This is a genomic window from Methylobacterium sp. Gmos1 (assembly GCF_053764715.1).
The window spans coordinates 56,232-69,040 of sequence record NZ_JBSNCC010000009.1; the positions used below are offsets into that span (position 1 = coordinate 56,232).

11 protein-coding genes are annotated in these 12,809 nt (G+C 69.8%); 6 read left to right on the top strand and 5 right to left on the bottom strand.

Annotated elements, in window-relative coordinates:
- Nucleotides 1-2: 2 nt before the first annotated feature.
- Complete coding sequence (locus ACS5PV_RS18305; RefSeq protein ID WP_455396771.1) at nucleotides 3-1,508, bottom strand: bifunctional metallophosphatase/5'-nucleotidase; 1,506 nt, start codon at nucleotides 1,506-1,508, stop codon at nucleotides 3-5.
- Between the two features lie 207 nt (nucleotides 1,509-1,715).
- Between ACS5PV_RS18305 and hemH the strand changes: the two genes are divergently transcribed.
- Nucleotides 1,716-2,810 carry a ferrochelatase gene (hemH, locus tag ACS5PV_RS18310; RefSeq protein WP_455396772.1) on the top strand — a complete coding sequence of 365 codons (1,095 nt, stop codon included), beginning with the start codon at nucleotides 1,716-1,718 and terminating at the stop codon, nucleotides 2,808-2,810.
- Between the two features lie 58 nt (nucleotides 2,811-2,868).
- Nucleotides 2,869-3,411, top strand: coding sequence for a methylated-DNA--[protein]-cysteine S-methyltransferase (locus ACS5PV_RS18315; protein ID WP_455396773.1), 543 nt, complete (start codon nucleotides 2,869-2,871; stop codon nucleotides 3,409-3,411).
- Nucleotides 3,412-3,710: 299 nt separating this feature from the next.
- On the opposite strand, the gene ACS5PV_RS18320 is transcribed toward ACS5PV_RS18315, so the two are convergent.
- The 3 genes from ACS5PV_RS18320 to groES form a co-directional block, all read right to left on the bottom strand.
- Nucleotides 3,711-3,932: a type II toxin-antitoxin system TacA family antitoxin gene (locus ACS5PV_RS18320; RefSeq protein WP_455396774.1), complete on the bottom strand. Its 222-nt coding sequence runs from the start codon at nucleotides 3,930-3,932 to the stop codon at nucleotides 3,711-3,713.
- A gap of 361 nt (nucleotides 3,933-4,293) precedes the next feature.
- On the bottom strand, nucleotides 4,294-5,934 hold the full coding sequence (gene groL, locus ACS5PV_RS18325) for a chaperonin GroEL (protein ID WP_455396775.1): 1,641 nt from the start codon (nucleotides 5,932-5,934) through the stop codon (nucleotides 4,294-4,296).
- Between the two features lie 106 nt (nucleotides 5,935-6,040).
- Nucleotides 6,041-6,328, bottom strand: a complete 288-nt coding sequence (gene groES / locus ACS5PV_RS18330) for a co-chaperone GroES (protein ID WP_455396776.1) — start codon at nucleotides 6,326-6,328, stop codon at nucleotides 6,041-6,043.
- A 214-nt stretch (nucleotides 6,329-6,542) separates the two neighbouring features.
- Between groES and ACS5PV_RS18335 the strand changes: the two genes are divergently transcribed.
- Both ACS5PV_RS18335 and ACS5PV_RS18340 read left to right on the top strand, forming a co-directional pair.
- Entirely contained in the window at nucleotides 6,543-7,541 is a 999-nt protein-coding gene (locus tag ACS5PV_RS18335; protein ID WP_455396777.1) for a CorA family divalent cation transporter, read from the top strand.
- A 307-nt stretch (nucleotides 7,542-7,848) separates the two neighbouring features.
- On the top strand, nucleotides 7,849-8,649 hold the full coding sequence (locus ACS5PV_RS18340; protein ID WP_455396778.1) for a class I SAM-dependent methyltransferase: 801 nt from the start codon (nucleotides 7,849-7,851) through the stop codon (nucleotides 8,647-8,649).
- 69 nt (nucleotides 8,650-8,718) lie between these two features.
- Here ACS5PV_RS18340 and ACS5PV_RS18345 read toward each other — a convergent pair whose 3' ends face one another.
- Nucleotides 8,719-9,582: a DMT family transporter gene (locus ACS5PV_RS18345; protein ID WP_455396779.1), complete on the bottom strand. Its 864-nt coding sequence runs from the start codon at nucleotides 9,580-9,582 to the stop codon at nucleotides 8,719-8,721.
- Between the two features lie 171 nt (nucleotides 9,583-9,753).
- Between ACS5PV_RS18345 and ACS5PV_RS18350 the strand changes: the two genes are divergently transcribed.
- Both ACS5PV_RS18350 and ACS5PV_RS18355 read left to right on the top strand, forming a co-directional pair.
- A complete protein-coding gene (locus ACS5PV_RS18350; protein WP_455396780.1) occupies nucleotides 9,754-10,998 on the top strand; it encodes a glycosyltransferase family 4 protein in 1,245 nt (414 codons plus the stop codon).
- A gap of 330 nt (nucleotides 10,999-11,328) precedes the next feature.
- The gene (locus ACS5PV_RS18355) at nucleotides 11,329-12,759 is read left to right on the top strand and encodes a lipopolysaccharide biosynthesis protein (protein ID WP_455396781.1); all 1,431 of its coding nucleotides are present in this window, start codon (nucleotides 11,329-11,331) and stop codon (nucleotides 12,757-12,759) included.
- Nucleotides 12,760-12,809 lie beyond the last annotated feature (50 nt).

The window sequence follows — 12,809 nt, forward strand, 5'->3', positions numbered from 1 at the left end:
GGTCAGCGAAAGGTCAGGCGCCCCGTCGCGATCGTCAACGGCGCGTTGGCCCGGATGTAGGACATCACCACGTTGGCGACGAGCGTGCCGTCGGTGGCGCCGACCAGGGTCCGCCCCTCGGCCAGCATCCCGTAATCGTTGCCGCCGGAGAGCATGAAGTTGTTGGCCGCGACCAGGTAGGTGCGGGCTGGATCGAGGGGCGCCTCGCCGACCGTCGCCGCGACGACCCGCTTGCCCACAGGCGCGGCCGGATCGACCGTGACGGCCATGCCCGACACCTGCGGGAAGCGCCCGGCCGAGCGGCCGATCTCCGAGAACCCGTTCTCCAGGGCGGCGAGCACCTTCGCGCCGGTGATCTGCACCAGCACCGAGGTGTTGCCGAAGGGCAGCTCGGTCAGCACGTCGCGGCGGGTCAGCTCGCTGTCGGCCGGGTAGGTGCGGTTGCCGCGGATGCCGCCGCCGTTCATCAGGCCGATCTCGGCCTGCGCCGCGTGGCGCAGGGCGTCGGCGACGAGATCGCCGAAGGCGGTCTCGCTCCGGCGCACGGCCTCGGTGCGGGTGTCGAGGGCGTTGGTCACCCGGCCGAGGGCTACGTCGAGCTCGCGGGCGAGGTCGGCCTCCAGCCGCCCGACCACCGCCAGCACCTCCGGGTCCGGCTCGATCTCGGCGGTGTCGTGGATGCGGAAGGCGGCGCTCCAGGTCAGCGCCGTGCCGGCGCCCTCCGCCTTCACGTCGATGGCGGTGACGTACTCGGCGTCGTGGCCGGATTCGGCGAAGGCGGTACGGCCGTCGTAGCGCAAGGCCAGGTCGTGGTCGTGGCCCGAGAGCACGATGTCGGCGTGGCGGCTCGCCACCAGGGCCTCGTCGGTCGCCCGGTCGGTGTGGCAGACGGCGAGCACCATCTCCGCCCCCGCCGCCCGCAGGGCCGTCGCCTCGCGGGCGAGCGTTGCGACCGCAGGCCCAAAGGTCCAGTCGCCCGACTGGGACTTCGCCGGCGTCTCGGGCAGCGCGATGCCGACCACCCCGAGGCGGATCCCCCCGATGGTGAGGATCGTCGAATCGCTCGTCCCCGGCACCGGCGTGCCGTCCGGCCGGCGCAGGTTGGCGGCGAACACCGGAAAGTTCGCTGCCTTCATCCGCTCGAGGTAGATCGCCTGCCCGAAATCGAACTCGTGGTTGCCCGGCACGAACACGTCGGGCTTGATGAGGTTGGTGAGCTCGATGATGTGGCGTCCCTTGTCGATGCCCGACATCAGCGAGGGCGAGAGCGTGTCGCCGGCGTGGCAGACCAGGACCGGCCGGCCGCGCGCCCGTTCGGCCTTGACCACCGCCGCGAGCTTCGGGAAGCCGCCGCGGCCGTCGACCGCGCCCATCCGGTAGATGTCGTTGATGAGGACCAGGGTGAAGTCGACGTCGGGTCCCCGCGCGGCGGCCTGTCCCCCCGCCAGGCCGGCGAGGCCGGCCCCGAGGCCGAGGGCGAGGGTCTGGCGGCGGCTGGGCGCGGTCATGCGGGGCTCCGGCGGGCGATCGCGCCCGAAGTCGAGCGGTCCTTGTCTCACGGGCATCTTGACCGTTGGATGTCGCCGGCGCACCGCGGTGCAGCGTCACGACACGTTGGTTCGGGCGGCCGTTGCGCTATGTAGACGGCCACCCGACGCGAAACAGACGGGCCCGGGCGCGCCATCCCTCCGGGCCGAGCAGCAGACCGGACGACCATGAACGAGGTGACTCCGAACGCCGCGCTTGCCCGCGGCGCCACTCCCGTCGGACAGGCGGGCGCCGCCGGCCAAGCGGGAGCCCTGCCGGCCGAGCATCCGGCGGTGCGCTGGGGCCGGATCGGCGTGCTCCTGATGAATCTCGGCACGCCGGAGGGCACGAGCTACTGGCCGATGCGCCGCTACCTCAAGGAATTCCTCTCCGACCGGCGGGTGATCGAGGTGCCGCGGGCGATCTGGTGGCCGCTCCTCAACCTCGTCATCCTGACCAAGCGCCCGGGGCCGAAGGGGCGCGACTACGCCTCGGTCTGGAACAACGAGCGCGACGAGGGCCCGCTCAAGACCATCACCCGCGGCCAGGCCGAGAAGCTCCAGGCGGCGATGGGCGACAAGGTCGTGGTCGACTGGGCGATGCGCTACGGCAAGCCCGAGGTCGACCAGCGCATCCAGGCGCTCCTCGACCAGGGCTGCGACCGCATCCTCCTGGTGCCGCTCTACCCGCAATACGCCGCCGCGACCTCGGCCACCGCCTGCGACCAGGCGTTCCGCGCCTTGATGAAGATGCGCTGGCAGCCGACGGTGCGGGTCTCGCCGCCCTACCACGACGACCCGGTCTACATCGAGGCGGTGGCGAGCGCGATCCGTCGCGACCTCGCCGCCCTCGACTTCGAGCCCGAGGTGATCCTGACCTCGTTCCACGGCGTGCCGAAATCCTACCTGATGAAGGGCGACCCCTACCATTGCCAGTGCGTGAAGACCGGTCGCCTCATCCGCGAGGCGCTGGGCTACTCGCCCGAGCGGATGCGCACGACCTTCCAGTCGCGCTTCGGCAACGAGGAATGGCTGAAGCCCTATACCGACGAGACCGTGAAAGAGCTGGCGGCCAAAGGCGTGAAGCGCCTCGCCATCGTGGCGCCGGGCTTCACCGCCGACTGCCTGGAGACGCTGGAAGAACTCGACGGCGAGAACCGGCACTATTTCGAGGATGGCGGCGGCACGCATTTCGCCTACCTGCCCTGCCTCAACGACGGACCGGAGGGCATGCGGGTAATCGAGCACGTCGTCGCCCGGGAGCTGAAGGGCTGGCTCGACTGAGCGGTGGACGGGCCGCCGCGGCGCTGACGGCGGCCCCGCCCCGGCGTTAAGCTGAGGCATGGCGACGACCTTTTTCCTCGGCACCCTGCCGACCCCGATCGGCACGATGCTGCTGGTCTTCGACGAGGACGCTCATTTACGCGCCCTCGACTGGTCGGACCACGAGACGCGGATGCGGCGCCTGCTGCGGCTGCATTACGGTACCGCCTTCGCCCTGCGGGACGCTACCGTGCCGCCCGCCCTGCGCCGGCCAATCGAGGCCTACTTCGCCGGCGACCTCCGGGCGATCGAAGGCCTCTCTGTGCGCCACAACGGCACCGCCTTCCAGCGCGAGGTCTGGGCCGCGCTCCGAACGATCCCGGTGGGCACCACCCTGAGCTACGGCGCCCTGGCGCAACGCCTCGGGCGGGACAAGGCGGTGCGCGCGGTCGGGCTCGCCAACGGCGCCAACCCGGTCGGCCTCGTGGTGCCGTGCCACCGTGTCATTGGAGCGAATGCGGCTCTCACCGGCTATGGCGGCGGGCTTCACCGCAAGCAGTGGCTGCTCGCCCATGAGGGGGTGACGCTCGGCGGGCGGCAGGGGAGGCTGGATCTAAGGTGAGGCGGGCGATACCACACCTCTAACTCCCCGGAACCTGTTTGGTTGGCCGCACTAGTCGATCTGGCGTCGTTGTCGCCACCTCACTGCGTCATCCCGGGGCCGCGCAGCGGAACCCGGGATCCATAACCGCTGACGGTGAAGAAAAGGACGGGCGGCGTTCCGCATCATCCTGCATCGTCAGCGTTTATGGATCCCGGGTTCTCGCCTTCGGCGAGCCCCGGGATGACGCAGTGTGTTCGATACCTGTAGAGATCAAATAAGCTCGCTCTGAGACACAGCCTCGCGGGCCTCATCTGCCGTCACCGCTCCACGCGGCGCGCATGCTCGGCAAAGGCCGCTTTCAGCCGATCATTCGGGCCGGGCGGATCGATGAGCACGTCGAAGAAGACGGCCCGGTCACGGTCCGAGAGGACCAGCGTTGCCCGAGCGGCGATCGACTGCTGCGCGACATAGGCGACCGGCTTGGTCGGCAACGCCGTTTCGTTGCTGATCCCGTGGGGCAGCTGCGATCGACGGGACATCAGTAGTCCGGGTTTCGCAGCGGAGTCTTGTCGCGCTCCGGCAAATCCCCGTCATGCAGCCCCGACGAGCCCAGGAGCTGTCCGAAGCTCGGTATTTCCGAGGGCGGCCTCCGTACCTCAGGCGATGGGAGGGGAGAGTCCGGAGCACCGAGTAGAGCAGGAGTGCGCTCGTCCGCGACGGCGAACCCGGCATCCGTCAGGCCCCGCGGTCGCAACTCGCTCATCGCACCCTCCGACAACCTCAATTCTGACGCAGAGGCATGGAGCGGATAAGCCCGGACACGATCTTGGCCGCCCCAACGGAAAAGGGGCCGCCTTTCGGCGACCCCCTCCCGTCTCTCTGAGACTGGTCGGCTCGGACTTAGAAGTCCATGCCGCCCATGCCGCCGCCCGGCATCGCCGGAGCAGGGCTGTCCTTCTTCGGGGCGTCGGCGACCATCGCCTCGGTCGTCACGAGCAGGCCAGCCACCGAGGCGGCGTCCTGCAGGGCGGTGCGCACGACCTTGGCCGGGTCGACGATGCCGGCCTGGATCATGTCGACGTACTCTTCGGTCTGGGCGTTGAAGCCGTAGGTCTCCGAGTCGCCCTTGTCGCCGATCTTGCCGACCACGATCGAGCCCTCGACGCCGGCGTTGCTGGCGATCTGGCGGATCGGGGCCTCAAGCGCCTTGAGGACGATCTTGATCCCGGCCTGGACGTCGGCGTTGTCGCTCGACAGGCCGGCCACGGCCTTCTTGGCGCGCAGGAGCGCGGTGCCGCCGCCGGGAACGATGCCTTCCTCGACCGCCGCGCGGGTGGCGTGGAGGGCATCGTCGACGCGGTCCTTCTTCTCCTTGACCTCGACCTCGGTCGCGCCGCCGACGCGGATCACCGCGACGCCGCCCGCGAGCTTGGCCAGACGCTCCTGGAGCTTCTCGCGGTCGTAGTCCGAGGTGGTCTCCTCGATCTGCGCCTTGATCTGCTGGACGCGGGCCTCGATGTCCGACTTCTCGCCGGCGCCGTCGATGATCGTGGTGTTCTCCTTCTCGATGCGGACGCGCTTGGCGCGGCCGAGCATCGGGAGGGTCACGTTCTCGAGCTTGATGCCGAGGTCCTCGGCGATCATCTGACCCTGGGTCAGGATCGCGATGTCCTCGAGCATGGCCTTGCGACGGTCACCGAAGCCCGGCGCCTTCACGGCCGCGACCTTCAGGCCGCCGCGCAGCTTGTTGACGACGAGGGTGGCGAGCGCCTCGCCCTCGATGTCCTCGGCGACGATCAGCAGCGGCTTGCCGGTCTGGACGACGGCCTCGAGCACCGGCAGCATCGCCTGGAGCGACGACAGCTTCTTCTCGTGGATGAGGATGTAGGGGTCCTCGAGCTCGGCGATCATCTTCTCCGCATTCGTGATGAAGTACGGGGAGAGGTAGCCGCGGTCGAACTGCATGCCCTCGACGACGTCGAGCTCGGTCTCGGCGGTCTTCGCCTCCTCGACCGTGATCACGCCCTCGTTGCCGACCTTCTGCATGGCATGGGCGATCATCTCGCCGATGTCCTTGTCGCCGTTGGCCGAGATCGTGCCGACCTGGGCGATCTCCTCCGAGGCCGACACCTTCTTGGCGCGGCTCTGGATGTCCTTCACGGCGGCCTGGGTGGCGAGGTCGATGCCGCGCTTCAGGTCCATCGGGTTCATGCCGGCGGCGACGTACTTGGCGCCCTCGCGAACGATCGCCTGGGCGAGCACGGTCGCGGTGGTGGTGCCGTCACCCGCGATGTCGTTGGTCTTCGAGGCCACTTCGCGCACCATCTGGGCGCCCATGTTCTCGAACTTGTCGGCGAGCTCGATCTCCTTGGCAACGGTCACGCCGTCCTTGGTGATCCGGGGCGCGCCGAAGCTCTTCTCGATCACGACGTTGCGGCCCTTGGGGCCGAGCGTGACCTTCACCGCATCCGCCAGGATGTCGACGCCGCGCAGCATCTTCTCGCGGGCGTCGGAGGCGAAACGAACGTCTTTCGCTGCCATGGTGATTCCTCACTGTAGATCGGTGTTGCAGGGGAGAGCCGTCCGGCGTCAGCTCCCGGAAGGGGCGCCGCCGTCGGGCTCGCAGAGCCGTTCAGGGGGTGGCGACTTACGCCAGCACGCCCATGATGTCGGACTCCTTCATGATGAGGAGGTCCTTGCCGTCGATCTTGACCTCGGTGCCCGACCACTTGCCGAACAGGACGCGGTCGCCGGCCTTGACGTCGAGCGGGTTCAGCTTGCCGGACTCGTCGCGGGCGCCGGGGCCGACGGCGACGATCTCGCCCTCTTGCGGCTTCTCCTTGGCGGAATCCGGGATGATGATGCCGCCCTTGGTCTTCTCCTCGCTATCGATGCGACGGACGACGACACGGTCGTGCAGCGGACGGAATTGCATGTGCTGCCCTCTTGCTTCGCAGAACGCATTGCGGTTGGTGTGGCGCCGAAGCCGCCCGCCAACCGGGGCATTAGCACTCTCGTGAGGTGAGTGCTAAGGCTGGCGTGGAGATAATCGGGCCGCGCGAACGAGTCAAGGCGCTGGCGTGTGTCTCGCGCGGCACAATCGGACGGGTGAGGGACCATCGGACCCGTCGAGCAGGAGCCCAACCCCCATGATCACGCTGCACGGCTCCGAGGGGGTCGTCGCCGAGGGCCAGGCCTGCGCCGCCCATCCCCTGCCGGCCCACGGCACCTGGCTCGACCTCGAGGATCCGAGCGAGGCCGAGACGGCCCTGGCGGAAGCCGCGACCGGTCTGCGGGTGCCCTCCCGCGGGGCGCTGAGCGAGGTGCAGAACTCGCGCCGCCTCAACCGGCGCCGGGACGCGTTCTATCTCAGCACCCCGATGGTCTCGTTCCGCGACGACGACCTGACGCTTCGTCCGCTCGGCTTCGTGCTGACGCCGGAGCGGCTGCTCACCGTGCGGTTCCAGCCGCTCGCCGCCTTCGACACCGTGAAGGCGCGCCAGGCCGAGCGGGACGGGCCGGCCTCCAGCGTCGAGACCTTCCTGGCGCTGCACGAGGAACTGATCGACCGCATGGCCGACATCCTCGAGACGATGAGCGACGAGCTCGATTCGCTCTCGACCCGGATCTTCACCTTCGACACCAGCGCCAACGGGAATGGCCGCACCGAGGCCTCGGCTCCCAAGCGCCGCGACCTCGCCCTGCGGCGGCTGCTGCGCGCCATCGGCCGGCGCGGCAAGGCGCTGGCGAAGCTGCGCGCCTCGCTGCTCGGGCTGGGCCGCATCCTCCCTTACGTCGCCGGCGAGGCCGAGACGTGGCTGAGACCCGAGGAGAAGGCCCGCTTCGAGAGCCTGCGCCTCGACGTCGCCTCGCTCGACGAGTTCGAGACCCGGCTGTCCGAGACGGTGCAGTTCCTGCTCGACGCCACCCTCGGCCTCATCAACATGGAGCAGAACAACACCTTCCGGGTGCTCACCGTGGTCTCGGTGATCGGCATCCCGCCGACCCTGATGGCCTCGGTCTACGGCATGAACTTCAAGCACATGCCGGAGCTGGACTGGACCTTCGGCTATCCCTTCGGCCTCGCGGTGATCGCCGCGAGTGCCCTGATCCCCGCGGTGTACTTCAAGCTGAAGGGATGGTTCTGACCGATCCGTCGCCGTCGACGAGACTGATCGATTGTCGCTATTGCAGATCGGATCGATGCTGATTAATCTCAGTATTTGCAACAGATATTTTTATCTGACGTGATTAAGTAAGCATCGATATGAGTAGGCGTGGTTAAAATCGGTTTTCCAGCGGCAGATGCAAAATATTATTAATTATGAGATTTGTCGAAAATCCAAAATAAATTTATTAACTATCCTGCAAATTCCAATTTCAGCCTTCTTAAACCGATGCCTGCTAAGTCAACAATCGGTCGGAACAACAGCGCTCATCGTGAAGAGGTCGCCCGTGAATTTTCCTCATAAGCTCGCGGCCATCGAGGCCGGCTCGGTGCCGGTGCCGGACCGATCCATCCGGGACATCGCCGACTCGCTCGGCTACACGTCGGACTGGAACTGGAGCTGGGACAATTACAAGAGCATGATCCTGGCGATGACGGAGGCCTACGGCCTGCGCCGTCACCTCGAGATCGGCGGCGGTCGCGACCCGCTGTTCACGCCCGATGAGCTCGGCCAGCACGGCATCCAGGTCACCCTGAACGACCTGTCGCAGAAGGAGCTCGATCTCGCGCCGGCGGAATTCTCGAAGCTCTGCTGCGACATCGCCTCGCCGTCGACGCTGGAGACGATCGGATCGGATCGCTTCGACTTCGCGTATTGCCGGATGGTGATGGAGCACGTCGAGGACGTGGCGCAGATGTGGCGCAACATCCACGGGCTGCTGACGCCGGGCGGGGCGGCGCTGAGCTTCTTCCCGACGCTGTTCGCACCGCCCTTCGTCATCAACGAGCTGATGCCGGAGCGCCTGTCGCGCGCCGTGGTCCACGCCCTGTTTCCCGACCGCCGCGACGACGGCGACAACCCGAAGTTTCCCGCGCACTACAACCTCTGCCGCGGGAGCGAGGCGGCGATCGTGCCGTTCCTGCGCGAGATCGGCTTTCGCGACGTCGTGCTGCTGCCGTTCTACGGCTACAGCTACTTCACCAAGATCCCGGGGCTGAAGCAGGTGGATGCCGTCTTCACCGACGTCGCCCGGAAGCGGGACTGGCGCACCTTCACGAGCTTCGCCTACGTGATCGCCCGCAAGTAGGCACGGCCCGCGGCGGCTTCCTTCCCGGGAGGGGAGGGCGTCCCGCGCTCTACCGCGCGGCGACCCCGCTCACCGCCGCGCCGCGAGCGCCGATCCGGCCAGGATCAGCCCCGCGCCCGCCAGCGTCGCTGCCCCGGGCACCTCCCCGAAGGCGACGTAGCCGAGGCCGATCGCCCACAGGAGCGCGGTGTATTCCATCGCGGCGAGGCGCGAGGCCTCGGCCTTGGCGTAGGCGCGGCTGAGCACGAGGTGGCCGGCGACGCCGAGCACGCCGACGAGGACGAGGAGCGCCCAGTCCGGCGCGGCGACCGGGCTCCAGGTCCAGGCGGCGGGGGCGGCCAGCATCGCGGCAGGACCCGCATTCTGGATCGCCACGATGGTCACCACCGGGTCGTGCCGGGCGCGGGCGCGCAGGAGCACCATCGAGAGCGCGTAGGTCAGCGCCGAGGCGAGGATCGCCGCGATGCCCCAGGCCGAGCCCGCCGCCCGCGGCGCCTGCGTGCCGACCTGGCCCGCGACCACGATCCCGACCCCGGCAAAGCCCACGACGAGCCCGGCCCAGACCGGCGGCCGCACCCGCTCGCGCAGCAGCAGCGCGGCAAACAGCGCGATGAAGATCGGGCTCAGGAAGGAGAGCGCCAGCGCCTCGGCGAGCGGCAGCACCGATAGGCCGTGGAAGAAGCACAGGGCGGTCACGACCACCAGCACCGCCCGCAGGCCGTTGGTGCGCCAGGTCTCGGCCGAGGGCCAGCCGGGCCGGAGGACGGCGAGCACCCCCGCCATCACGACGGTGCCGACGAGGTAGCGGGAGAAGGCGATGCCGGTGACGCCGTAGCGGTCGGACAGGCCCTTGATGGTGGCATCCATCAGCGAGAGGAGCCCGATGCCGAGGGCGGCGAGCAGGATGGCGGAGGCGGGGGAGGGGGAGCGCATGGTCTTAAGCCGAATGGCCCGGGGAGGGGCACGGTGCAAGGCCGGCGGCGCCGCTGCGCTTAGGCGATTCCTAATGGGTCCGATCCATCGTCGACCCCTGAATCTGCCGCGCCCGAGGGGAGCCCGACCGATGCTGCACGAGGGGACTGGCCAATCCTGCGGGGGGCGGGCGTGAGAATCGTCCTCGTCGCCGACCACGCCTACATCAACGGCGGCCAGGCCAAGGTCTCGCTGGAGAGCGCGATCGGGCTTTCCCGCCGCGGCCACGAGGTGGTGCTGTTCGCCGCCGTCGGCCCGGCCGATCCGCGCCTCGCCGAGGCCGGGGTGCGCACGGTGCTGCTCGGCCAGACCGACGTGACGCAGGCCCGCTCGCTGGCGAGCTTCGGCATGCAGTGGCTGTGGAACGGACCCGCCGCCGATCGGCTTCGCGCCCTCCTCGGGGAGGCCGACCCGCGCGACACGGTGGTCCACGTCCACGCCTGGGCCAAGGCGCTGTCGCCCTCGATCGGGCCGGTCCTGCGGGGCACGGCCGCGCCGGTGGTCTACACCGCGCACGAATACTACCTCGCCTGCCCGAACGGCGGCTTCTACGATTACCCAATCGCCGCCGCCTGCCACCGGACCCCGAACGGACCGGCCTGCCTGGCGTATAATTGCGATTCGCGCACCTACGCGCGCAAGCTGATGCGCGTCGCCCGCCACGAGCTGATGCGCCGCACCGGCCTCGTCGAGGGCATCGACGCGATGATCACCATCAGCCGGCTGCAACGGGAGGCGCTGGCGCCCCACCTGCCCGCGGCGATGCGCTACCACGACGTGCCGAACCCGGTCGACGTCGAGCCGCTCGGCCACCGAGCCGGCCCGCCGGGCGACTTCGTGTTCGTCGGCCGGATCTCGCCCGAGAAGGGCCCGGGCGTCTTCGCCGAGGCGGCGCGGCTCGCCGGCGTGCGGGCGGTCTTCGCCGGCGACGGCCCGGCCCGGGCCGAGCTGGAGGCGCGCCATCCCGAGGCGCTCTTCCTCGGCTGGCAGGGCCCCGACCAGGTGAAGGCGGTCCTGCGCGGCGCGCGCGCCCTCGTCTTCCCATCGGTCTGGTACGAGGGCCAGCCCCTCACGGTGCTCGAATCGCTGGCGCTCGGCACCCCGGTCCTCGTCAGCGACGTCTGCGCCGGCCGCGAGGCCGTGCGCCACGGCGAGAGCGGGCTGTGGTTCCGCTCCAACGACCCGCGCTCGCTCGCCGACGCCATGGGCCATCTCGCCAACGACGCCACGGCACTGCGGATGGGGCGGACGGCCTACGACCTGTTCTGGGCCGACCCCCTCACCCTGGAGCGCCATCTCGACGGGCTGGAGCGGGTGTACCGGGAGGTGGCGGGCCGGGAGGGGCGGGTGGTGGCGCCGACGCGGGCCGCGGGGTGAGACTTCATTCACATCCCAAGATGAAGCAACACTTCAGGTTATAGCGCGGGATCCCCTCTCCAGGCGATGCCGGGCTTGCCCGGTATCGCTGCAAGGTGTGGGAGAGGGGTAAGGGCGATCGGAGATCGCGCGAGGGTGGCGCGCTTCCGCAGAAGGCGCTGAGCGTCGTGCTGGCAGTGGGACGGCCAAGATCTGTCCTGAAGCGCGCCACCCTCACCCCCGACCCCTCTCCCACACGGGAGAGGGGAGACGTGCTTCACACTCAGACCGTTTTTTTCAGATCCTCCTGCGCCGCGTCATTCCCGGTCCCCCGAACGAGCACCCACCCCAATGGCGGTCATCGCGGCCTTCGTGGTCAACGCGGTCATGAACCTGGCCCTCGGTCTGCTGATCGCGCAGATCCTGGGGCCGGCGGATTTCGGTCGCTTCGCCCTCGGCACCGCCGGGGCGGTGGCGCTCAACACGCTGCTGTTCGAGTGGCTGCGCCTCTCGGCGACCCGGTTCTACTCCGAGCGCGTCCGGCAGGCCGAGCCGTGGATCCGTGGCATGCTCGACCGGGCCTACCTCGCCACCGTGGTCGGGCTCCTCGGCGCGGCGCTGCTCGCGCTGGCCGGCCGCCCCCTCCTCGGCGATCCGGCCCTGCTCGCCGCGGCGGCCGCGGCGGCCGCGATCGGGCTCGGCCTGTTCGACTACGCGGCGGCGCTCGCCCGGGCCCGCTTCGTCGGCGGGCTCTACCTGCGCCTCGTCCTCGTCAAGAACGCCCTGACCCTGCCGCTGATGGTCGGCACCGCCTGGGCGACCGCGGACGCCGCCGCGGTGATGCTCGCCGGCGGCCTGAGCCAGTTCCTCGCCGCGCTCATCGTGCGGCGCGCCTTCTCCGATCCGCCGATCGCCCACGAGCCGGCCCGCCGGCAGGACTCGCTGCGGCTGTTCATGGGCTACGGCCTGCCGATCGTCGCCGCCAACCTCGTCTACCAGCTGATGCCCTTCGCCAACCGCTGGGCGGTGGCGGGGGCGGCGGGCTTCGCCGAGGCCGGCTACTTCTCGCTGGCGGCCGATATCGGCGGGCGGATCTTCAGCACGCTCGGCGCCGCCCTCGACCTGCTGCTGTTCCAGATCGCCGTGCTCGCCGCCGAGACCCGCGGCCACGCGGCCGGCGAGGAGCAGGTCGCCCGCAACGGCGCCGTGGTGCTGGCGCTGATCCTGCCGAGCGCCGCCGGGTTCTGGGCGCTCGCCCCGGCGCTCGAGGCGATCGCGGTGCCGGAGGCGTTTCGCGGGCACTTCGTCACCTACACGCTGCTGCTGCTGCCGGGCCTCCTCGCCCTGGCGCTGATGAACTTCGCCCTCAACCCGATCTTCCAGATCCGCCGCCGCACCCTGCCGCTGGTCGCGGCGGGGGGCATCGGGGCGCTGGTCAACCTCGTCGCGGCGCTGGCGCTGGCCGGTCCCTTCGGCCCCCACGGCATCGCCGCTGCGCAATCCCTCGGCTTCCTCGCCGCCATGCTGTTCCTCGGGACTCGCGCCCTCACCGGGCCGGACCGCCTGCGGATGCCCTGGCGCGATCCGCTCGCCGTGGTGCTCGCCACTGGGGCGATGACGGTCGCGCTCCTTCCCTTGCGCGGGCTGACCCCCTGGCTCGCCCTGCCGGCCTGCCTCGCCGCCGGCGGCCTCGTCTACGGCGCGCTCGTCTGGCGCTTCGACATCGCGGGCCTGCGGACGGCGGTGCTGGCGCGGTTCGGCCGGGTCGTTCCGGCGCAGTAGAGGGCTTGCGGCCCATCGGCTGCCGTCGCACGATCGCTCCCGAGGATCGC